This is a genomic window from Deinococcus sp. Marseille-Q6407, from assembly GCF_946848805.1.
Classification (GTDB): Bacteria; Deinococcota; Deinococci; order Deinococcales; family Deinococcaceae; genus Deinococcus.
Map to the genome: position 1 here is coordinate 144,603 of NZ_CAMPFU010000002.1, position 18,500 is coordinate 163,102.

Consider the following 18,500-nt stretch of genomic DNA (forward strand, 5'->3'; position numbering starts at 1 on the left):
CGCTTCTCTCCCCCCGGCTTTAACGGGTCCGGCTGAAGACCAGGGTGTTGCGCACCTCTGCCGCATCTGCCGAAACGGTGTCGTTCACCAGTTCGGCGTCCAGCCGGTAGCCCAGCCGCTCGGGGATGCGCCGCGAGCGGGCATTCATGGGGTCACAGCGAATTTCCAGCCGGCGAAAGCCCAGGCCGCCCTCCTCCTGCCCGGCCAGCCCGAAATGGGTCAGGGCCTGCGTCACCTCCAGCGCGTAGCCATGGCCGGTGTGAGGCGTGGCAATCCAGTATCCGATCTCGCCTTTGGGCACCCGCCAGTCCAGGCTGTGAAAGCCGCTGGACCCGATGAATTCACCGCTCAACGCGTCCCAGACGTGGTAGCGCAGCTGCTCGCCACTCCCGAAGCGTTCCTCGGCTCCGGCCAGACCGGCGCGTACGCCTTCCAGCGTCGGTTCCTCCTGCGCCCAGAGCATCCAGCTCTTCAGCTCTGCACGTGACGCCAGCTGCGCAGCCAGCGCCGCCTCCGAGTCGGTGCGGGCAGGAGCGCGCAGGACAAGCCGCGCCGTTCGCAGCTCGCGGGCAATCTGGGCCGGCTTCATTCTTCCTCGGCCGGTTCCTCGTAGCGGTAGCGCTCGATGCCCAGGCAGCGGTTTCCGGAAATCTCCAGGCTCACGGCGTTCAGCATGGCGGGGCCACCGGCCACCTGGAAGCGGTGCCGGCGCTCGGTCAGGAAAGCCTGCACCGGCTCCTGCGGGTTGGCCCCGATCACGCTGTTCACCGGGCCGGTAAAGCCCGCGTCGGCCTGAAAGCCGGTGCCCCCGGGCAGAATCCGGGTGTCGGCGGTCGCCACGTGGGTGTGGGTGCCGATCACGGCGGCCACCCGGCCGTCCAGATGCCAGCCCATCGCCGCTTTTTCACTGGTGGTTTCGGCGTGGAAATCCACGAACACGCTGCCCAGATCGTCGCGCTCCAGCAGGCTGTCCATGGCGGTAAAGGGGTTGGCACTCTCGCCCATAAAGACCCGGCCCAGCAGGTTGACCACCGTCAGGCGCTCGCCCGCTTCGCCCACCTCGAAGGTGCGCCAGCCCACACCGGGGGTCTGCGGGTCCGAGTAGTTCAGCGGCCGCACGATGGGAAAGCGCTCCGGCTGCCCCAGCATCAGGAGAATGTCCTTGTGGTCCCAGGCGTGGTTGCCCAGGGTCAGGCAGTCGGCGCCGGCTTCCAGAATCCGGGTGGCCGCGTCAAAATGCATCCCGAACCCCCCGGCCGAGTTCTCGGCGTTCACGATCACGAAGTCGTAACCTGGGGCGATCAGGGGCAGGTGCTCGCCCACCACCCGCCGGCCCGGCTGGCCGTAGACGTCACCGACAAAAAGAATCTTCATTGGGTGTCAGCTTAGCGCGGCCGGCACATGGCCTTCGGAAGCTGGGCCGCCAGAACTGCTCTGGTCTGCTTGCCCAGGCTCAGGCTTTTGCCGCGCTGCGAATATCCAGCCGCAGTTCGCCACCCTTGACCCCCAGTTTGGCTGCGCCGCCGCCCCGGAGTTCACCGAACAGCAGCGCGTCGGCCAGCGGGCGGGCCAGGTGTTCCTCGATCACCCGCGCCAGCGGGCGGGCGCCCAGCGCCGGGTCGTAACCCAGTTCGCCCAGCCGGGCGCGGGCGGCAGGGGAGACGCTCAGGCGCACACCCTGCTCGGCCAGCCGGCGGCCCAGGTCGGCCACGAATTTGTCCACCACCTGTCCCATTGTTTCCTGGGCCAGCGGGCGGAAATACAGCACTGCGTCCAGCCGGTTGCGGAATTCCGGGGAGAAGGTGCGCTTTACCGCCGCGTCCTGCTGTCCCTGGCTGCTGCGTGCGCCGAAGCCCACCAGACCGCTGGCAGCTTCGGCGGCGCCGGCGTTGGTCGTGAAGATGACGAGGCAGCCTCTGGCATCCACCTTCTTGCCGGTGTGGTCGGTCAGGGTGCCGTAGTCCATCAGTTGCAGGAAGATGTTGTACACGTCGGGGTGGGCCTTTTCGATCTCGTCGAACAGCAGCACCGAGTGCGGGTCTTTGGAGACCGCGTCGGTCAGCAGGCCGCCCTGATCGAAGCCCACGTAGCCGGGAGGCGCCCCGATCAGGCGCGCCGCCGAGTGGGCTTCCTGATATTCCGACATGTCGAAGCGGGCCAGGGTCAGGCCCAGCCGGTCGGCCAGCGCGCGGGCCAGCTCGGTCTTGCCGACGCCGGTGGGGCCGGCGAACAGGAAAGCACCCTGCACCTTGCCCTCGGCGCGCAGGCCGGCGTGGGACAGCTTGACCGCGTGGCTGACCGCCTGCACCGCCTCGCCCTGGCCGTAGACCCGCGCCCCCAGGTCAGCTTCCAGGGTGGCGAGGCTCCGGGCTTCGTCGGCCCGGACAGTGCCCAGCGGCACGCGCGCCATCCGCGAAACGGTCGCTTCGATGTCTTCCACGTCAATCTGGCCGCCCTGGCCGTGGCTGGAACGGGCCGCGCCGGCTTCGTCCAGCACGTCAATCGCCTTGTCGGGCAAGAAGCGGTCTTTGAGGTGGCGCACGCTCAGCCGCACCGCTGCTTCCAGCGCGGCGTCCGTGTAGGTCACGCCGTGGTGCTCGGCGTAGTGGCTGCTCAGGCCGCGTAGAATCTCCAGCGCGGCGGCCTCGTCCGGCTCGGGCACCGTGACTGTGCCGAAGCGCCGCCACAGCGCCCGGTCGGTTTCCAGGTGGCGCAGCTCGGCAGGGGTGGTGGCCCCCAGCACCCGCAGTTCGCCGCGGGCCAGTGCCGGCTTGAGCAGCCCGGCGGCGTCCATGCTGCCGCCCTCGGTGCGCCCGGCGCCCACCAGCATATGCAGCTCGTCAATAAACAGCACGGCGTTTTGGCCTTCCAGCTCGCGCAGCAGGGCGCCCAGCCGTTCCTCGAAATCTCCCCGGTAACGGGTGCCGGCCGTCAGGGCGCCCAGGTCCAGCGCGTGGACGCTGGCGCCCTGCAGGAAAGGCGGCACCTCGCCGGCGGCAATGCGCTGCGCCAGTCCCTCGGCCAGCGCGGTCTTGCCCACGCCCGGCTCGCCTACCAGCACCGGGTTGTTCTTCTGCCGCCGCGCCAGGATGTGTAGCACCCGTTCGAGTTCCGCGTCCCGGCCGATCAGGGGGTCGAAGCGGCCCGCGCGGGCCTGCGCGGTCAGGTCGGCCGCGTAAGCGTCCAGCGCGGACGGCTCGGCGCCGGCAGCCTCTGCACCTGCCGAGGCTGCGCCCTGGCCGGCCTGACCCGCTGCGCCGCGTGTCCCGCCGTTCAGCCCGTGCGAGAGATAGTCCAGCACGTCCAGCCGGGTCACGCCCTGTTTTTCCAGTGTCCAGCGGGCGAAGCTGTCGTCCTCTTCCAGCAGCTCGGCCAGCACCCGCGCCCCGGTGGCCTGCTCGTCGCCTTTGCCGCTGGCATGCAGCTGCAGCACCGCGCCCTGCACCACCCGGTGAAAGCCGGCGCTGAAATCGCGCACGTCGTCGGCGCCTTCCACCCGTTCAAAGTCGGCCAGAATAGCCTGAAGGTCGTCGCGCAGCTGCCCGAGGTCCACCCCCAGCACGTGGAAGGCACCCACCGCGTCGGGGTCATGGGTCAGCGCCAGCAGCAGATGCTCGGGCGTAATGTACTCGTGCCCAGCCTGCCGGGCGTAGTCGGCTGCCCGGCCGATGCTGACCTGCAGCGAGTCGGAAATCATGCGTCGCTCCCTTCCGGCTCGGCCACCAGCCGCAGCGGATAACCGGCGGCCCGCGCCTCGGCCGTCACCTGGCTGACCTTGGTTTCGGCCACGTCGCGGGTGTAACTGCCGGCCACGCCCTGCCCCTTGTGGTGCACCGCCAGCATGATCACTTCCGCTTCCGGCGCGGATTTGTGAAAGTGCCCCATCAGCACCTCCACCACAAATTCCATCGGGGTGTAGTCGTCGTTCAGCAGCAGCACCCGCCACAGGCGGGGCCGCTCGGCGCGGGTGCGCTCCAGCGTCTGGCTCTGAGAGGAGTGGTCGGGACGGGTCATGCCGCCCAGTCTAGAGCGGCCGCCCGGCGCAGAAATAGGAGCCAGGCGAATGAAATGCGGGCAGGGGGGGGCTCAGCTCTGGCCGGCCGGCTGCTGACTCGTCGGCTCCGCTGTGCCGGAAGACTCCACTGTGCCGGAAGCGGTCAGGTCCAGCCACATGGCGTGTGACCGCAGCAGCTGCCCGTCCAGGCAGATGGCATTCGGCTCGGTGCCCCAGACTTCAAAGCCCAGCGAGCGGTAGAGCTTCAGCGCGGCGGTCTGGGTTTCCATCACGTCCAGGTGCAGGCTCTGTAAGCCCGGCAGCTCACGGGCGTAGGCGATGGCCGCTGCCAGCAGCGCCCGCCCCAGGCCCTGGCCCTGGGCGCGGGTCAGCACCCCCATGCCGAAGATGTCGGCGCGGTGCCGGGAGCGCGGTCCCTGCTCGCGCACCAGCGTGCAGAGGCCCACCAGTTCCGTGCCCTCCCAGGCCCCGAACGTCACATTTTCCGGGTCGGGCCGCAGCCGCTCGGCCAGCGCTGGCAGTGGCCGGGCAGCAAATTCCTCGGCCGCTGTCAGAAAGGCCGCCGGGGCTTCCTGCAGCATCTGCAGCCGGGCGGCGCGGTAGGCCTCGGCGTCGGCAGGGGCCAGGGGGCGGATGGTGGGCGGGTGAATGGTGGCCAGGGGAGACGGGGAAAGCATGGGTCAGCTTAGCCTGCGGTCAGCGGGGGACGCGTCCGCCAGATGGCCTAGGCGCCGCCGCATTCTTCGTTGGCTGTGTCCTCCTTTTGACGGACGCCAGCTCCTGGCCGCCCCTCTAGGCTGGAGAACATGACCACTTCCGCTTCTTCCTGGCTGGACCGCCCTGAGCGCTGGCTGGCGGCCTGGCAGGGCCACCGGCTGGCGGTGCCTTTCACCTGGCTGACGCGGGTGCTGCTGTGGCTGGCTTTTTTGCCGTCCGGGCTCGTCAAGCTGATGGGGCAACCCTTCACGACTCTTCCGGTCAGTGACCCCATCGGCTACTTTTTTGATGCTCTGCTGGAGACGGGAACGTATTACCAGTTCATCGGGGCCGCGCAGCTGCTGGCTGGCCTGCTGATTCTGATTCCCCGCACGGCGGCAGTGGGGGCCGTTCTGTACCTGTGCATCATCACCAACATTTTCGTGCTGACTGTCAGCCTGGGCTTTGGCGGGACGACGGTCATCACCGGGCTGATGCTGCTGGCAGCACTCTATCTGCTGGCCTGGGACTACCCGCGCTGGCGCAGCCTGCTGGCACCAGCGCGCCCGGCCCGCCCGGAAGAGGTTTCAGCCTGAGCGGGCCTCTGCCTCCGGTAGCCGGGTCAGACGCACCGCCTGCAGGGCCAGCAGGGTGGCCGCCACGTCCAGCAGGCCAGTGCTGCCAAAAATCAGCTGATCGGTCTGCGAGGGCGCGGCGCTGAAGCCAGCAATCGGCACGACATTGATCACGGTCATGCCCAGCGACAGCGCGGCGGCCAGATTCAGCCAGTCTTCCAGCTGCCTGCGGGCCGGGGCTGCCCGCTCCGGGCCCAGCTCGCCCCAGCGCACCACCCAGAAAAACGTCATGTAGCTGGCCGCAATGCTGGCCCCCCAGATGGTCATCATGGCCGTGACCGCCACCGGATTGGCCTGGGACGCGGCGCCGCTGGCCAGCGCCAGAGCCGTCAGGCCCCACAGCACCCCACGGAAGGCGGTCAGCAGTGGAAAGGTGTATTTCAACGCCCGCCGCACCCGGTCCAGGTAGCTGTTCAGCACCAGGCCCCGGCCCAGGGTCAGCCGGGCCAGCAGCATGGTCCACCACAGCGTCAGAATGCCGGTCAGCAGGTCGTGCCCGGCGTTCAGCCACTCGGCGTCGCCGGCGTCCGTTTGGGCGCGGGCAAAATGGTAGCCGGCCGTCAGAAACAGCGACAGGACCTGCAGCCCCAGCGCTGACAGAGCGGCTGGGCGCCAGAAGCCTGCCGGCCCGCGCTGCCCCGGCCCATTTTGCTCCGGGCCATCCAGCTCTGGCATCAGTTTTCCAGCTTCCGGGTCAGCAGCTCGCGCGCGGCCTTAGGGTTGGCCTTGCCGCCGGTGGCTTTCATCACGGCCCCGAATAGGGCGTTAATGGCCTTCTTGTTGCCGCCGCGCACCTGGGCCACCGTATCCGGATCGGCAGCGATGGCCGCGTCGATGGCCGCTTCCAGCTCGCCTGCGCCAGCCTGCCCCAGCAGGCCCTGGGCTTCGGCCAGTGCGCGGGGAGACTGGCCCTGCATTACGGCCGGCAGCAGGTCCTTGGCGCTGCGCCCGGTCAGGTCGCCGCTTTCGACCAGCGTGACCAGCTCGGCCAGGTGCGCGGGCTGCAGGGCAGAAGTCTCCAGTGTTTCGCCCTCACCCAGGCTGCCGGGCACCTCGCTCAGCAGCCAGTTGGCCAGTTTCTGGATAGGGGCGGTGCCGCTTTCCAGCGCCGCATCCAGAAAGCGGCTGAGGGTCACGTCCATGCTGACCGTGCGGGCGTCGGATTCACGCAGGCCCGCCGCCTGGTAGCGCTCCAGCTTCTGCGCCGGCAGCTCGGGCATCCGCGAGCGCACCGCCGCCGCCCACTCGGGGGTGATGTGCAGCTCCGGCAGGTCCGGCTCGGCCATGTAGCGGTAGTCGGCCTCGCCCTCCTTGGTGCGCATCAGGAAAGTCTTGCCGCCGCCCTCGTCCCAGCCCAGGGTGTCCTGGGTGATCGTCTCGCCGGCGGCCAGGCGCCGCGCCTGACGCTGCCACTCGTAGGTGATGGCCCGCTCCACCGAGCGGAACGAGTTGAGGTTTTTTACCTCTACCTTGGTGCCCCACGGCTCGCCGGGCTGGTGCAGGCTGATGTTCACGTCACAGCGCATCTGGCCTTCTTCGGGGCTGGCGTGGCTGACGCCCAGGGCGCGGGCAATCGCCTGCACGGTTTCCAGAAAGGCGCGGGCGTGCGCTCCCGAGCGGATATCCGGCTCGGTGACCATCTCGATCAGGGGCGTGCCGGCGCGGTTAAGGTCCAGCTCCGAGTAGGGCACGTAGGCCGGGTGCAGCAGCTTGCCGGCGTCTTCTTCCAAGTGGGCGCGGGTAATGCCCACCCGGCCACCTTCCACGTCCAGATAACCGCCGTGCGCCACCGGCTTATCCCACTGCGAGAGCTGAAAGTTCTTGGAGGAATCCGGGTAGAAATAGTGCTTGCGGTGAAACTGGGTCACGCCTTCCACCGTGCAGTTCAGCCCCAGGCCGAAACGCAGGCTGAGTTCCAGCGCTTCAGCGTTCAGCACCGGCAGGGTGCCGGGGAGACCCAGGCTGACCGGGTCGGTGTAGGTGTTGGGCTCGGCGCCGTGGTAGTCGGCGGGGCAGGAGCTGAGCAGTTTGGAGTGGGTGTTCAGCTGCAGGTGGACTTCCAGCCCGATTACAGCCTGGTAGCCGGTCTGCTGAAACAGTGGGTCAGGGGCGCCAGTCATGCCCAGTAGTCTAAAGCAGCCGGCGCCTTATGCCCCCGGCCCCTCACCTGACTTCACTTCCAGTTGAGGCACTGGCCCTAGCGTTTGCCGCTCACCGCATTGTCATAAAAGGAGTAGGTCCAGCGGTTGTTCTGGCATTCCAGGTCCTCGCCCACCGCGTTGGTGGCAAAGGCCAGCCGGCCGCGGTTGCCGCTGAATTCCACGTCGCCGCGCACCCGGTTGTTGCGCAGCACACCGCCCTGACCGCCTTCCAGGCTCAGGTCGCCCTGAATCAGCGTGCCGGTGACGACTGCCTGCGCATAACCGGCTTTGCCTTCCACGTCGCCGGTCACGGTGCTGTCTTTCAGCAGCAGCCGGGCGCCGCGCCCGAACTTGATGTCCCCGTTGATACGGCTGTTCACGACGTTGCAGGTGGCTCCGGGCTGCACCTGCAGGTCGCCGTTGATGGTTTTGCCGGTCACCGAGCCGGCGCAGCTGATGCTCTCAGCCAGGGCAGAGGGCAGGGTCACGGCGGCCGCCAGGGTCAGGGCAGTCAGAACAGTCTTGTGCATGGCTTCAGGGTAGGAGCCGGCAGCGGCCCGGCAGAAGGCCACCCGGCTAAGCCCAGCTTGAGACAGGCTTGGCCTTTCCTGAAGCTGGGCCCGGCAGTGGGGCGCGGACTGCTTCGGGGGGCAGGCCCGGGCGCTACCCTGAGCAGCAGAATGTCTCAGCCTGAAACGCCCGCTGTTATCCCGCCCGCTGCCTCACCGCCACCCGCCTCGCCTGCCCCCGCCGGGCCGGGCAGCGGTGTTACCGCTCTGGGCGGCAACCGCGCGGCGCTCACCGTGCTGCTGGTGCAGGCGGTGGGTGCCCCGGTTCTGATGACGCAGTTTGGGCTGAATGCGGTGCTGGCCTTCGTGGTCACCATTGCGCTGAATGTGGTGCTGTTGTTCACGGTGTTTCGGCGCGACTTTGCCGCGCTGCGGGCCGATACTCGCTGGACCACCCCACCCAGCTGGGGGCTGGCGCTGGCGGTGTTTCTGGTAGCCTTTATCGCCTCGCGGGCCTGGTCGGCGGCGGCGCTGGCCTTTTCGCCGCAGCTGCCGGTGGCCGATACCGTCAATGTCTTGACCGGCGCCGGCAGCAGCGCCTGGCTGATGGTGCTGACCGGCGGCGTACTGGTCCCGATCATCGAAGAAATCGCTTTCCGGGGCTTGATGCTGCGCGGGCACGAGCGGGCGGCCGGGTTCGGGCTGGCGGCGCTGACCACCACAGTGGCGTTCTCGCTGGCGCACGGGGTGCCGCTCAGCGTGGCGGGCATCTTGCCGCTGGCTTACGCGCTGGCCCGGCTGGTGCAGCACACCGGCAGCCTCTGGAACAGTGTGATTGTTCACGTGCTGAACAACGGCTTGGTGCTGCTGGCAGTGGTGGCGCTGGGCGACCGGCTGCCGCTGGACCAGATGACCTCGGCGGCCCAGGGCGCGGAGGCAGGGCTGGACCATCTCAGCCCACTGGTGGGCGCCGCCGCCTTTGTGCTGGGCGCCGGGCTGCTGCTGGTGTTGCACCTGTGGCTGACGCCGAAGCCCGACCCGCAGGAACGTTCCGCCCCCGGCCCCTGGCTCAGTGGTGCCTACCTGCTGATTCTGCTGTTCGGCCTGCTGAATATGGCCCTGTCGTTTCCCAGCGTGCTGGAGTGGGTGCGCGGGCTGCTCAGCTCGGGTCGCCTGTTTTCCTGACCGTCTTGCCTTCTGTTTCACTGAGGACGTCCACATAGCGCTTGGCCGCCAGCAGTGAGGCGCCGGAATACTCGCGGTAACGCCGCACGGCGGCCACCTCCTCGCCGCGCTGGAGCAGGGCCAGCACTTCGGCCCGCTGCTGCGGCGAGATGGGCCGCGGCGGGTCGCTGGGCACCGGCGCCCGGCTGCGCAGAAAAAGGGCCAGCCCCAGATAAATGGCCGCCAGCACGAAGGCCAGCCGCCAGAGGTCGTCGACACCGAGATTGTCCATTCTTCCACTCTAGAGGCACTCGCAGCACCGCGAATGTGAGGCGCGGTGGGGGCTCTCTTCCTGGCCCGGCCTACTTTACTGGTTTAGAACAGCGCCGGCCCCTGTCCCCAGAAGCGCCACAGTACCCAGAGGCCAATCACGAAGTTCAGCACGAATTTGGCCGCCATGCCGGTCAGCAGGCCCACCAGGGTGCCGAAAGCGCTGCGGGCAGCCTCATCCACCGGGCGGCGTAGCAGTAGTAGCTCGGCGGCAAAAGCGCCCAGCAGTGGCCCGAAGATGATGCTCAGCGGCCCCAGAAACAGCCCGGCAAGGCTGCCGGCCACTGCGCCCCACATGGCCTGCCGGCTGCCCCCGTAGCGGCCTGCGCCCCAGGCGGCCGCGATGTTGTCGGCAAAGCTGGACACCAGGGTCAGCAGCACCAGCACGCCCAGGAAAATGCCGTCGCCGGGGCCCGCGTAGCCTTTAATCCACACTCCTGCCGCCGCGCCGAGCAGCAGCAGGGCAGTGGCCGGAATCACCGGAACAAAGCTGCCCGCCAGGGCCAGCAGCCAGGCGACCAGAAAGACCAAGGAAGCGAGCGTCATGGCCTTCAGAGTACTTGTTCCTGTCTGCCAGGGCAGCCCTAGGAAGACAGGCAGGCTCGGCTCAGAGAGTCTGGCCGCCGACGTAGCGGAAATAGTCCTGCACCGGTTCGTAGGCGAACAGCAGGTAGATGGTGCCTGCAAAAACGGCGATGTTGAACAGCGCGGCCACCATCAGCAGCGGTTGGCCGATAAGGGCGCCGCCGAACAGCCAAAAGAGCGACTGCAGGCACACGTACAGTCCGTAAAGCGCAATCAGGTTCCTGATCCAGAGCCAGCCACTGTACAGATTCCAGGCCATCCAGGCGGTGATCAGCAGTGGCAGCAGCGCGAACATTTCGCCGCGTGCCAGCAGCGGCAAGGCGCCCAGCAACCGGGCCACCAGCAACAACAGTCAAAGGGTCACGATCACGTTGAAGCCCTGTTTGATGCGGCGCTCGCGTGCGTTCATGTCTCAGTGTAGCGGGATTTACGGACCAAATGTCGCTTTTGTGACTTTCTCTCCTGGGACTGTCGGCTGGATGTAATGCCCCCATTCCGCCTGTGCCACAAAAGGTAACGCTGCGTCTGCGTTATCCTGAAGGCATGGCAAAATCTGTGATTGTGGCGGCGTCGCGTACGCCGACCGGTAAATTTCTGGGCTCCCTCAGCGATGTGACGGCGGTGGAGCTGGGCAGCATCACCCTGGCCGAAACCATGCGGCGTTCTGGCGTGGACCCCCAGCTGATCGAGGAAGTGATCATGGGCCAGGTCATTCAGACCGGTTCGGGCCAGGCCCCGGCCCGCCAGGCGGCCATCATGGCCGGTGTGCCCGACACGGCCGGCGCCATGACCATCAACAAGGTCTGCGGCTCGGGCCTCAAGTCGGTGATTCTGGCGGCCCAGAGCATCCGTGCCGGTGACCAGCAGGCGGTGCTGGCCGGCGGGATGGAATCCATGAGCAACGCCCCCTACCTGCTGCCCGGCGCCCGCAAGGGCTACCGCATGGGCCACAAGGAAGTGGTGGACGCCAATATGCAAGATGGCCTGTGGTGCTCCATCAACGACGAAGGCATGGGCATGACCGCCGAGCGAGTGGCCGACAAGTACGGCATCACCCGCGATGAGCAGGACGCTTTTGCCATCGCCAGCCACAAGAAAGCGGTTGCCGCGACCGACGCCGGACTGTTCAAGGAAGAAATCGTGCCGGTGACCGTGAAGGGCCGCAAGGGCGACACCGTGGTGGACACCGACGAAAGCCCCCGCCGCGACACCTCCGAGGAAACCCTGGCCCGCCTCAAGCCTGCTTTCAAACAAGGCGGCACCGTGACCGCTGGTAACGCGCCCGGCCTGAACGACGGCGCCGCCAGCCTGATGGTGGTCAGCGAGGAATTCGCCCAGAGCCACGGCCTGACCCCGCTGGCGGAAATTATCGACTACGCCACCGCCGGCCTGGACCCCAAGTGGATCATGATGACCCCGGTGCCCGCCACCCAGAAGCTGATGGAGAAGCTGAAGATGGATGTGGCGGACGTGGACCTCTGGGAACTGAACGAAGCGTTCAGCGTGCAGAGCCTGGCCGTAGGCCGTGAGCTGGGGCTGGACCTGGACCGCGTCAATGTGAACGGCGGCGCGGTGGCGCTGGGTCACCCCATCGGTGCCAGCGGCGCCCGCATTCTGGTCACGCTGCTGGGTGCCCTCAAGCAGCAGAACAAGGAACTGGGCGTGGCGACCCTGTGCATGGGCGGCGGCAACGGCCTGGCGATGGCCGTGCGCCGGCTGAGCTGAGTGGGGGGTGGCTGAACCTATGAGCAATCTGCACGTGATTCTGGTCAAATACACTGCCCCCACCGCCGAGGTCGAGGCGGCCACCCCCGCCCACCGCGACTGGCTGGACCAGCACTACCGCTCGGGCCTGTTCATCACCTCCGGCCCGCAGGAACCGCGCACCGGCGGCCTGATTCTGGCCGCCGGCGAGAGCAAGGAACAGCTGCTGGACGTAATGCAGGACGACCCCTTCCACAAGGCCGGGGTCGCGGAATACGAAATCATCGAATTCCGCCCGGTCAAGCGCGGGAAGATGATTGAGCTGGACGGCGTGCCGCTGGTGGAGTAGAGGATGTTCCCCCAGAGGCTTTGCTTTCACTGGAACAATTGAGCCTTGCCTTTGAGGGCGTTCAGGAAGGATATTTTTCCGCCTCTACAACCTATAGGGGCGGCTGGGCCAGGGCGCAACTAGATGTTGCCTTTCCGAAAGTCGCTGTGGAAGCATTTCAGAGTCAGATTGAACAGCTGTGTCAGTCGCTTTGGGGCGAAGCGTTTCTCGGCACTGAATACGAGGATGATTTTGGCCTGCTGCTTGTCGGCAATGGCAGGGGGCAGATTAGGGTTCGGCTGCACCTTGAGAACGGGAACGCTGCGTTCAGCGATTCCTTCGAGACTGACCAGACCTACCTTCTCCCTTTCATCAAAGTTTTGCGGCAGTTGACGGTGCAGTACCCCGCAACCCATGCAGACGCGGCGTATCTGAAACCCATTCCCGCAGCATTAAAGGAGCAACCATGAAATTCGGAGTTATCGGCGCAGGACAGATGGGCGGCGGCATCGCGCAGGTGGCGGCGCAAAGTGGATTTGACGTGGTGGTCCATGACCAGAAGCAGGAGTTTCTGGACCGGGGCCGCGGTGTGATTGAGGGGAGCCTCGGCAAGCTGCACGAAAAAGGCAAGCTGACCGATCCGCCCGAAGCGGTGCTGGGGCGGATGCAGTTCACCACCAGCCTGCAGGACTTCGCCGACTGTGACCTGGTGGTGGAAGCCATCGTGGAAAACGAGGCCATCAAGAAAGAACTGTTCCGGCAGCTGGGCGAAATCGTGAAGCCGGAAGGCATCCTGGCCAGCAACACCAGTTCCATTCCCATCACGGCGCTGGCGACCGCTTCGGGCCGGCCCACCCAGTTCATCGGGATGCACTTTATGAACCCGGTACCGCTGATGCAACTGGTGGAAGTGATTCGCGGCTACCAGACGAGCGACGACACCGCCCGCTTCGTCAACGAGACCGCCGAGAAGATGGGCAAGACGCCGCTCTCGTGCAACGATTACCCCGGTTTTGTGTCCAACCGCATCCTGATGCCGATGCTGAACGAGGCCATTCAGTGCGTGATGGAAGGCGTGGCCGAGCCTGAAGCCATCGACGGCATTATGAAAATGGGTATGAACCACCCGATGGGGCCGCTGACGCTGGCCGACTTTATCGGGCTGGACACTTGCCTCGCCATTATGGAAGTGCTGCACCAGGGCCTGGGCGACGACAAGTACCGCCCCAGCCCGCTGCTGCGTAAGATGGTGCAGGCCGGGCTGCTGGGCCGCAAGAGCGGCGAAGGCTTTTACAAGTACAACTGAGTACTCAGGAGAACGGGGCGCGGGGGCTTCAGGCTTCCGTGCCCTGTTCTCTTGTTACCCCTGGCCGTGCGGCGGGGCGTCCATCTCCTGCAACCGGCGCACCAAAAAAGCGGCGTCCAGCCAGCGCCCGAACTTGTGCCCGGCCTGAGGCAGCCGTCCACCCTCGCTGAAGCCGTGGCGCCTATGAAAGCGCAGGCTGCCCTCGTTCTCGGCGTCAATCACGCCGATCATCAGGTGATAGCCCTGGGCGGTGGCCTGGGTTATCAGGGCGTCCAGCAGCTCTCCGCCCAGTCCCTGGCCCTGAAAGTCGGGCGCCAGGTACACCGAGTGCTCGACTGTGCGGCTGTAACCCAGCTTGGGCCGGAAAGCGCCGTAGCTGGCCCAGCCCACCACCCCGCCGTCTTCTGTTTCCGCCACCAGCACCGGGAACCCGGCCGCCTGCCGCTCGGCAAACCATTCCTCGCGGCTCTCCAAACTGACCGGAGCATGGTCGTAGGTGGCGGTGGTGTGCGTCACAGCGTGGTTATAGATGTTCAGAATGGCGGGAAGGTCAGCGGGCGTGGCAGGGCGAATCTGGGGCATGCCCAAGCATTGGGCCGGGGCCGGGCGGCTGTCAAGCGTCGGCGGGTCAGCAAAAAAGCCCCAGCCGGAAAAGCTGGGGCCTTTTTTTTGCCTTTTGCTGGGCGGAGTCTTACTTGCGCATGCTGGGGTTCAGCACCTTCTTGCGCAGGCGGATGCTGGTGGGGGTCAGTTCCACCAGTTCGTCTTCCGCGATGTATTCCAGAGCGTCTTCCAGGCTCAGGCGGCGCGGGGGCACCAGGGTCAGGGCTTCGTCGGCGCCGCTGGAGCGCACGTTGGTCAGCTTCTTGTTCCTGCAGACGTTCACGTTCATGTCCTGCTCGCGGGCGTTTTCACCCACGATCATGCCCACGTACACGTCCTGGCCGGCGTCGATAAAGAAGGTGCCGCGGTCTTGCAGCTTCCAGATGGAGTAGGCAAAGGCCACGCCGTCTTCCATGCTGACCAGCGAACCGTTTTGCCGGGTCTTCAGGTCGCCGGCGTAGGGCTGGTACGAGTCGTACACGTGGCTCAGGATGCCTTCGCCCTGGGTCATGCTCAGGAACTGGGTGCGGAAGCCGAACAGCGCGCGCGAAGGAATCTTGAATTCCACACGGGTGCGGCTGCCCTGCGGCTCCATATGCACCATCTGGCCCTTACGGCTACCCAGCACGCCGATCACAGTGCTGGCAAACTGCTCGGGCACGTCAATCACCACGTGCTCCACCGGCTCGTGCTTGACGCCGTCGATTTCTCGGTAGATCACCTGCGGGGCGCCCACCTGCAGCTCGAAGCCTTCGCGGCGCATGTTTTCCAGCAGGATCGACAGGTGCAGCTCGCCGCGGCCCGACACCTTGAATTCGTCGGGGCGGATTTCTTCCACCTTCAGGCTTACGTTGGTCATGATTTCGCGGGCCAGACGTTCGCTGATCTGGCGGCTGGTCACGAACTTGCCTTCTTTACCGGCAAAGGGGCTGGTGTTGGGCTGGAAGATCATGCTCACGGTGGGTTCATCCACGGTGATGATCGGCAGCGCTTCGGGGTTGTTCACGTCGGCGACGGTTTCACCGATCTGGGCTTCTTCGATGCCGGCCAGGGCCACGATGTCGCCGGCGCCCACCTCGTCCACCTCAATGCGCTTGAGGCCCATGTGGGTGAACGGCTGCACCACGCGGGTCTTGGTCATGGAGCCGTCTTTGTGGATCAGCTGCACGAAATCACCCTTGTGCACGGTGCCGCGCTGCACCCGGCCCAGCACGATGCGGCCCAGGTACTCGGAGTAGTCGAGGTTGGTCACGACCATCTGGAAGGGCGCGTCCAGGTCCACCTTGGGAGCGGGGATATGTTCCAGCACCATCTCGAACAGCTCGTGGAAGTCGTCCTGAGGGTTGTCCAGGTCCTTGAAAGCCTTGCCTTCACGGGCGATGGCGTACAGCACTGGGAAGTCCAGCTGGTCTTCGTTGGCGCCCAGTTCGGCCATCAGGTCGAAGGTCATGTCCACCACTTCGGTGGGGCGGGCATCCTGACGGTCGATCTTGTTGACCACCACGATGGGTTTGAGGCCCAGCTCCAGGGCCTTACGCAGCACGAAGCGGGTCTGGGGCATCGGGCCTTCGGCGGCGTCTACCAGCACCAGGGCGCCGTCCACCATGCCCAGCACGCGCTCCACTTCACCGCCGAAATCGGCGTGGCCAGGGGTATCCACGATGTTGATCTTGATGCCCTGGTATTCGACGGCCGTGTTCTTGGCCAGAATGGTGATGCCACGTTCACGCTCAATGTCGTTGGAGTCCATGGCGCGTTCGGCGATTTCTTCACCGTGCTTGAGTTCCAGGGTCTGCTTGAGCAGCCCGTCCACCAGGGTGGTCTTGCCGTGGTCCACGTGGGCGATAATGGCGATGTTGCGGTATTCCATGAGTCTCTCCTCGGTGGTGCTTGAAAAGCCGGTCATTCTGAAAGAGGGGTGGGCCGCGCCGCTGGGGAAACGGCCTCCTCTGGTCTTACTGGCCTGCATGACGGCACCAAAAAAGCCCGCCTGTTGTCTGTGGCCATTGGTGTCGGCTCAGGAAGGCGGGCCACACAGCCTGACAGTGTATCAGAAGAGTGGGCTGCGGCAGTCATGCCCAGCTCACCATGCGGCAGGACTGGGGTTAGGGCCGGGCCAGCTTCCAGCGCCCGCCCCCAGCCTCGGCCTTGCCTGTCAGGCTCCGAACTTGCCGCGCAGGTAATCCAGCGCTCTGAGGTCAAAGTGACCACCGGCGGCCCAGCGCTCTTCCAGATTTTCGCTGCCGTAGAGGTCCCAGGTGGCCTGCTCGGTCTGGGGGTCCCAGGCGCCGGCCGGCAGCTCCTGCGCGTAGCCTTCACGCTGCAGGAGGCCGCGCAGCCAGGTCAGTTCCTCCGGGGTCAGCGGCCGGGTTTCCTCGGGCCGGCCGAACAGCAGATCGTGGATGTCCAGCAGCCGCTCCAGCTCGCTGCAGGGGTCGGCATGGTCGTCGGCCCGCAGGTTCAGCCAGTCGTCGCTCAGGCCAGCGTAACCGCGGCCCTGTCCGGCGCACACCAGCGCGGCTGATTGCCGGCCGCGCTGGTGTGCGCCGGCCCGGTCGCCGGCTTGCAGGGCGCCCAGCAGACGCCGGGGCAGCGGCTGACCGGCTGAGGCCTGCCAGGATTCCAGCATGGCCTGCACCACCTCGGCGCCGGCCAGGATGTTGCCCTGAATGGCGTAGTCGGGCCCGCTCAACCCGCCGGCCCAGCTGTGGCACTCGCTGCCGGTAAAGCTCAGGCTGTGCCCGCTGGCGCTGACCAGCCCGAACTGCCGCTGGGCAAAGTCGGGGTCACTTTCCTCAAAGCAGGCCGCCACCTGCTCGGGGCTGAGGCCCTGCTGCAACAGCTCCAGCCCACGAGGGCCGAAAGTGGGGTTGGCATAGCTCTGGGTGGCGACCGCCCCGGCGCCAAAGCGCACGTAAGGCACCACCGCGCCCACCGCCAGGAATTTGCTGGCGACCGCCACGCCCAGGTCACCGGTTTCGGAATCGCGTCCCACAATGGAAAAAGTCATTTTCTGCCTCCTGCTGTGCCTGCTGCCCTCTGCCGGGCGGAGTTTTTCTCTCGCCCCGGCCAGCAGGGGAGAAGGGGTATCCGCTCAGTTGCGGCTGAACTGGTAGCCCTTGGGCACCACCACCACGCCGCCTTCGCTGACGGTAAAGCCACGGGCGCGGTCTTCTTCCAGGTCGTAGCCGATGCGGGCGTTGGCGGGAATGCACACGTCCTTGTCTACAATCACGCGTTTCAGCTGGGCGCCGCGGCCCACTTCCACCCCGTCGAACAGCACGCACTGCTCGACCAGTGAGTAGGAATTGATCCGCACGTCGCGGCTGATCACCGAGTCGCGCACCGTGCCGCCCGAGATGATGACGCCCCCGGCCAGGATGGTGTTGAAGGCCTGGCCCTTACGGCCCTCGGATTCATGCACGAACTTGGCCGGCGGGCTGAACTCGCTGCTGGTACGCAGCGGCCACTTGGGGTTGTAGAGCCCGAAATCAGGCTTGACCGACACCAGATCCATGCTGGCCTCGAAGTAGGCGTCGATGGTGCCCACGTCGCGCCAGTAGGTGTTGGGCAGCTCCTGACCGGGAATGGGGTTCTGGTGAAAGTCGTAGGACTGCACCCGGTAATCACTCCGTAGCGCGGTGGGAATCACGTCCTGCCCGAAGTCGAAGCCGGGTTTCTCGTCGTTGATGGAGATGTCCAGCAGTTCCATCAGGGCTTTGCGGCTGAAGATGTAATTGCCCATGCTGGTCAGCGCCATATCGGGGTCACCGGGCATGCCGGGCGGGTCGGCGGGCTTTTCCAGAAATTCCTCGATGCGGCCGGCCCCGTCCACCTGCATCACTCCGAAGCGGTGCGCCTCGCTGCGCGGCATCGGGTAGGCGGCGATGGAGATATCGGCCTTGGACTCGATGTGCTTTTGCAGCATGTCTTCGAGGTTCATCTTGTAGATGTGGTCACCGCTGAGAATCGCCACGTAGTCGGCGTCGAAGTCGCGCACCAGATTCAGGTTCTGATAGACCGCGTCGGCGGTGCCGCGGTACCAGGCCGGGCCCAGTTCCTCGTACAGCGTCATCTGCGCCGGCACCACCGTGATGAAGTAGTCGGGCAGGAAGGTGCCGAAACGCCAGCCACGCGAGATGTGCTCGGTCAGGCTCTGTGCCTTGTACTGCGTCAGCACATACACCGAGAAAATGCCCGAATTGATCAGGTTGTTGATGGCGAAATCGATGATGCGGTATTTGCTGGCAAACGGCACCGAGGGCTTAGAGCGCTGCGCGGTGAGGGGCGCGAGGCGCGAGCCCTGGCCGCCGGCCAGAATCATTCCGAGTACACGTGGTTTCATGGGGGGGTTCCTTTCATCGGAGTGGAGCCACTGAGCAGCGCAGGCGGGAAGCCAGTGAAGGAGGGAGGGGCGCGGGCGCCCGCAGGTTTCACGGCCCTGGCTAAGCAAGTAGATTGGTCAGGTTCAGTCTAACGCCGGC

Annotated in this window: 21 protein-coding genes; 6 read left to right on the forward strand and 15 right to left on the reverse strand. The window is 66.2% G+C overall.

Annotation, left to right across the window (positions count from 1 at the left end):
- Positions 1-19 precede the first annotated feature (19 nt).
- The 5 genes from OCI36_RS02730 to OCI36_RS02750 form a co-directional block, all read right to left on the reverse strand.
- Entirely contained in the window at positions 20-589 is a 570-nt protein-coding gene (locus OCI36_RS02730; protein WP_261663550.1) for a GNAT family N-acetyltransferase, read from the reverse strand.
- On the reverse strand, positions 586-1,374 hold the full coding sequence (locus OCI36_RS02735; RefSeq protein ID WP_261663551.1) for a YmdB family metallophosphoesterase: 789 nt from the start codon (positions 1,372-1,374) through the stop codon (positions 586-588). The genes OCI36_RS02730 and OCI36_RS02735 overlap by 4 nt, the downstream gene beginning before the upstream one ends.
- A 79-nt stretch (positions 1,375-1,453) precedes the next feature.
- Complete coding sequence (locus OCI36_RS02740) at positions 1,454-3,697, reverse strand: ATP-dependent Clp protease ATP-binding subunit (RefSeq protein ID WP_261663552.1); 2,244 nt, start codon at positions 3,695-3,697, stop codon at positions 1,454-1,456.
- Positions 3,694-4,014: an ATP-dependent Clp protease adaptor ClpS gene (locus OCI36_RS02745; RefSeq protein ID WP_261663553.1), complete on the reverse strand. Its 321-nt coding sequence runs from the start codon at positions 4,012-4,014 to the stop codon at positions 3,694-3,696. The genes OCI36_RS02740 and OCI36_RS02745 overlap by 4 nt, the downstream gene beginning before the upstream one ends.
- A gap of 72 nt (positions 4,015-4,086) precedes the next feature.
- Positions 4,087-4,692, reverse strand: a complete 606-nt coding sequence (locus tag OCI36_RS02750; RefSeq protein WP_261663554.1) for a GNAT family N-acetyltransferase — start codon at positions 4,690-4,692, stop codon at positions 4,087-4,089.
- A gap of 129 nt (positions 4,693-4,821) precedes the next feature.
- Between OCI36_RS02750 and OCI36_RS02755 the strand changes: the two genes are divergently transcribed.
- On the forward strand, positions 4,822-5,307 hold the full coding sequence (locus OCI36_RS02755; RefSeq protein WP_261663555.1) for a hypothetical protein: 486 nt from the start codon (positions 4,822-4,824) through the stop codon (positions 5,305-5,307).
- Here the strand turns inward: OCI36_RS02755 and OCI36_RS02760 are convergent.
- The 3 genes from OCI36_RS02760 to OCI36_RS02770 all read right to left on the reverse strand — a co-directional run bounded on the left by OCI36_RS02760 (position 5,299) and on the right by OCI36_RS02770 (position 8,017).
- A complete protein-coding gene (locus OCI36_RS02760) occupies positions 5,299-6,021 on the reverse strand; it encodes a hypothetical protein (protein WP_261663556.1) in 723 nt (240 codons plus the stop codon). The genes OCI36_RS02755 and OCI36_RS02760 overlap by 9 nt on opposite strands.
- Positions 6,021-7,466, reverse strand: coding sequence for an Asp-tRNA(Asn)/Glu-tRNA(Gln) amidotransferase subunit GatB (gatB, locus tag OCI36_RS02765; protein ID WP_261663557.1), 1,446 nt, complete (start codon positions 7,464-7,466; stop codon positions 6,021-6,023). Before gatB ends, OCI36_RS02760 begins: the two co-directional genes overlap by 1 nt.
- A 77-nt stretch (positions 7,467-7,543) precedes the next feature.
- Complete coding sequence (locus OCI36_RS02770; RefSeq protein ID WP_261663558.1) at positions 7,544-8,017, reverse strand: hypothetical protein; 474 nt, start codon at positions 8,015-8,017, stop codon at positions 7,544-7,546.
- 150 nt (positions 8,018-8,167) lie between these two features.
- Here OCI36_RS02770 and OCI36_RS02775 point away from each other — a divergent pair, with 150 nt between their 5' ends.
- On the forward strand, positions 8,168-9,181 hold the full coding sequence (locus OCI36_RS02775; protein WP_261663559.1) for a CPBP family intramembrane glutamic endopeptidase: 1,014 nt from the start codon (positions 8,168-8,170) through the stop codon (positions 9,179-9,181).
- Here the strand turns inward: OCI36_RS02775 and OCI36_RS02780 are convergent.
- From OCI36_RS02780 to OCI36_RS02790, 3 genes are all read right to left on the reverse strand, one after another.
- On the reverse strand, positions 9,156-9,452 hold the full coding sequence (locus OCI36_RS02780) for a hypothetical protein (protein ID WP_261663560.1): 297 nt from the start codon (positions 9,450-9,452) through the stop codon (positions 9,156-9,158). The two genes, OCI36_RS02775 and OCI36_RS02780, sit on opposite strands and share 26 nt — an antisense overlap.
- An 83-nt stretch (positions 9,453-9,535) precedes the next feature.
- Positions 9,536-10,036, reverse strand: coding sequence for a DUF456 domain-containing protein (locus tag OCI36_RS02785; RefSeq protein WP_261663561.1), 501 nt, complete (start codon positions 10,034-10,036; stop codon positions 9,536-9,538).
- A gap of 61 nt (positions 10,037-10,097) precedes the next feature.
- Positions 10,098-10,424: a hypothetical protein gene (locus tag OCI36_RS02790; protein ID WP_261663562.1), complete on the reverse strand. Its 327-nt coding sequence runs from the start codon at positions 10,422-10,424 to the stop codon at positions 10,098-10,100.
- A 194-nt stretch (positions 10,425-10,618) separates the two neighbouring features.
- On the opposite strand from OCI36_RS02790, the gene OCI36_RS02795 reads away from it, so the two are divergent.
- Genes OCI36_RS02795 through OCI36_RS02810 form a run of 4 tightly spaced genes read left to right on the forward strand, consistent with a single transcriptional unit; the run spans position 10,619 to position 13,413 of the window.
- Positions 10,619-11,800, forward strand: a complete 1,182-nt coding sequence (locus tag OCI36_RS02795) for a thiolase family protein (protein WP_261663563.1) — start codon at positions 10,619-10,621, stop codon at positions 11,798-11,800.
- A gap of 19 nt (positions 11,801-11,819) precedes the next feature.
- Entirely contained in the window at positions 11,820-12,128 is a 309-nt protein-coding gene (locus OCI36_RS02800) for a YciI family protein (RefSeq protein WP_261663564.1), read from the forward strand.
- Positions 12,129-12,166: 38 nt separating this feature from the next.
- On the forward strand, positions 12,167-12,577 hold the full coding sequence (locus OCI36_RS02805; RefSeq protein ID WP_261663565.1) for a hypothetical protein: 411 nt from the start codon (positions 12,167-12,169) through the stop codon (positions 12,575-12,577).
- On the forward strand, positions 12,574-13,413 hold the full coding sequence (locus OCI36_RS02810) for a 3-hydroxyacyl-CoA dehydrogenase family protein (RefSeq protein ID WP_261663566.1): 840 nt from the start codon (positions 12,574-12,576) through the stop codon (positions 13,411-13,413). The genes OCI36_RS02805 and OCI36_RS02810 overlap by 4 nt, the downstream gene beginning before the upstream one ends.
- 54 nt (positions 13,414-13,467) lie before the next feature.
- Here OCI36_RS02810 and OCI36_RS02815 read toward each other — a convergent pair whose 3' ends face one another.
- The 4 genes from OCI36_RS02815 to glgC form a co-directional block, all read right to left on the reverse strand.
- Positions 13,468-13,995, reverse strand: coding sequence for a GNAT family N-acetyltransferase (locus tag OCI36_RS02815; protein WP_261663567.1), 528 nt, complete (start codon positions 13,993-13,995; stop codon positions 13,468-13,470).
- Positions 13,996-14,104: 109 nt separating this feature from the next.
- Positions 14,105-15,886: a translational GTPase TypA gene (gene typA, locus OCI36_RS02820; RefSeq protein ID WP_261663568.1), complete on the reverse strand. Its 1,782-nt coding sequence runs from the start codon at positions 15,884-15,886 to the stop codon at positions 14,105-14,107.
- Positions 15,887-16,171: 285 nt separating this feature from the next.
- Positions 16,172-17,026 carry a DUF1028 domain-containing protein gene (locus OCI36_RS02825; protein ID WP_261663569.1) on the reverse strand — a complete coding sequence of 285 codons (855 nt, stop codon included), beginning with the start codon at positions 17,024-17,026 and terminating at the stop codon, positions 16,172-16,174.
- An 84-nt stretch (positions 17,027-17,110) separates the two neighbouring features.
- Entirely contained in the window at positions 17,111-18,361 is a 1,251-nt protein-coding gene (gene glgC / locus OCI36_RS02830) for a glucose-1-phosphate adenylyltransferase (RefSeq protein ID WP_261663570.1), read from the reverse strand.
- Between the last annotated feature and the right edge of the window lie 139 nt (positions 18,362-18,500).

Excerpts from the sequence above, each read along its gene's own strand:
- OCI36_RS02780 (WP_261663560.1), bottom strand. The coding sequence starts at position 9,452 with ATGGACAATCTCGGTGTCGACGACCTCTGGCGGCTGGCCTTCGTGCTG.
- OCI36_RS02755 (WP_261663555.1), top strand. The coding sequence starts at position 4,822 with ATGACCACTTCCGCTTCTTCCTGGCTGGACCGCCCTGAGCGCTGGCTG.
- OCI36_RS02800 (WP_261663564.1), top strand. The coding sequence starts at position 11,820 with ATGAGCAATCTGCACGTGATTCTGGTCAAATACACTGCCCCCACCGCC.
- OCI36_RS02795 (WP_261663563.1), top strand. The coding sequence starts at position 10,619 with ATGGCAAAATCTGTGATTGTGGCGGCGTCGCGTACGCCGACCGGTAAA.
- OCI36_RS02735 (WP_261663551.1), bottom strand. The coding sequence starts at position 1,374 with ATGAAGATTCTTTTTGTCGGTGACGTCTACGGCCAGCCGGGCCGGCGG.
- OCI36_RS02825 (WP_261663569.1), bottom strand. The coding sequence starts at position 17,026 with ATGACTTTTTCCATTGTGGGACGCGATTCCGAAACCGGTGACCTGGGC.
- OCI36_RS02745 (WP_261663553.1), bottom strand. The coding sequence starts at position 4,014 with ATGACCCGTCCCGACCACTCCTCTCAGAGCCAGACGCTGGAGCGCACC.
- OCI36_RS02775 (WP_261663559.1), top strand. The coding sequence starts at position 8,168 with ATGTCTCAGCCTGAAACGCCCGCTGTTATCCCGCCCGCTGCCTCACCG.
- OCI36_RS02770 (WP_261663558.1), bottom strand. The coding sequence starts at position 8,017 with ATGCACAAGACTGTTCTGACTGCCCTGACCCTGGCGGCCGCCGTGACC.
- OCI36_RS02815 (WP_261663567.1), bottom strand. The coding sequence starts at position 13,995 with ATGCCCCAGATTCGCCCTGCCACGCCCGCTGACCTTCCCGCCATTCTG.
- OCI36_RS02785 (WP_261663561.1), bottom strand. The coding sequence starts at position 10,036 with ATGACGCTCGCTTCCTTGGTCTTTCTGGTCGCCTGGCTGCTGGCCCTG.
- gatB (WP_261663557.1), bottom strand. The coding sequence starts at position 7,466 with ATGACTGGCGCCCCTGACCCACTGTTTCAGCAGACCGGCTACCAGGCT.
- typA (WP_261663568.1), bottom strand. The coding sequence starts at position 15,886 with ATGGAATACCGCAACATCGCCATTATCGCCCACGTGGACCACGGCAAG.
- OCI36_RS02740 (WP_261663552.1), bottom strand. The coding sequence starts at position 3,697 with ATGATTTCCGACTCGCTGCAGGTCAGCATCGGCCGGGCAGCCGACTAC.
- OCI36_RS02760 (WP_261663556.1), bottom strand. The coding sequence starts at position 6,021 with ATGCCAGAGCTGGATGGCCCGGAGCAAAATGGGCCGGGGCAGCGCGGG.
- OCI36_RS02750 (WP_261663554.1), bottom strand. The coding sequence starts at position 4,692 with ATGCTTTCCCCGTCTCCCCTGGCCACCATTCACCCGCCCACCATCCGC.
- glgC (WP_261663570.1), bottom strand. The coding sequence starts at position 18,361 with ATGAAACCACGTGTACTCGGAATGATTCTGGCCGGCGGCCAGGGCTCG.
- OCI36_RS02810 (WP_261663566.1), top strand. The coding sequence starts at position 12,574 with ATGAAATTCGGAGTTATCGGCGCAGGACAGATGGGCGGCGGCATCGCG.
- OCI36_RS02730 (WP_261663550.1), bottom strand. The coding sequence starts at position 589 with ATGAAGCCGGCCCAGATTGCCCGCGAGCTGCGAACGGCGCGGCTTGTC.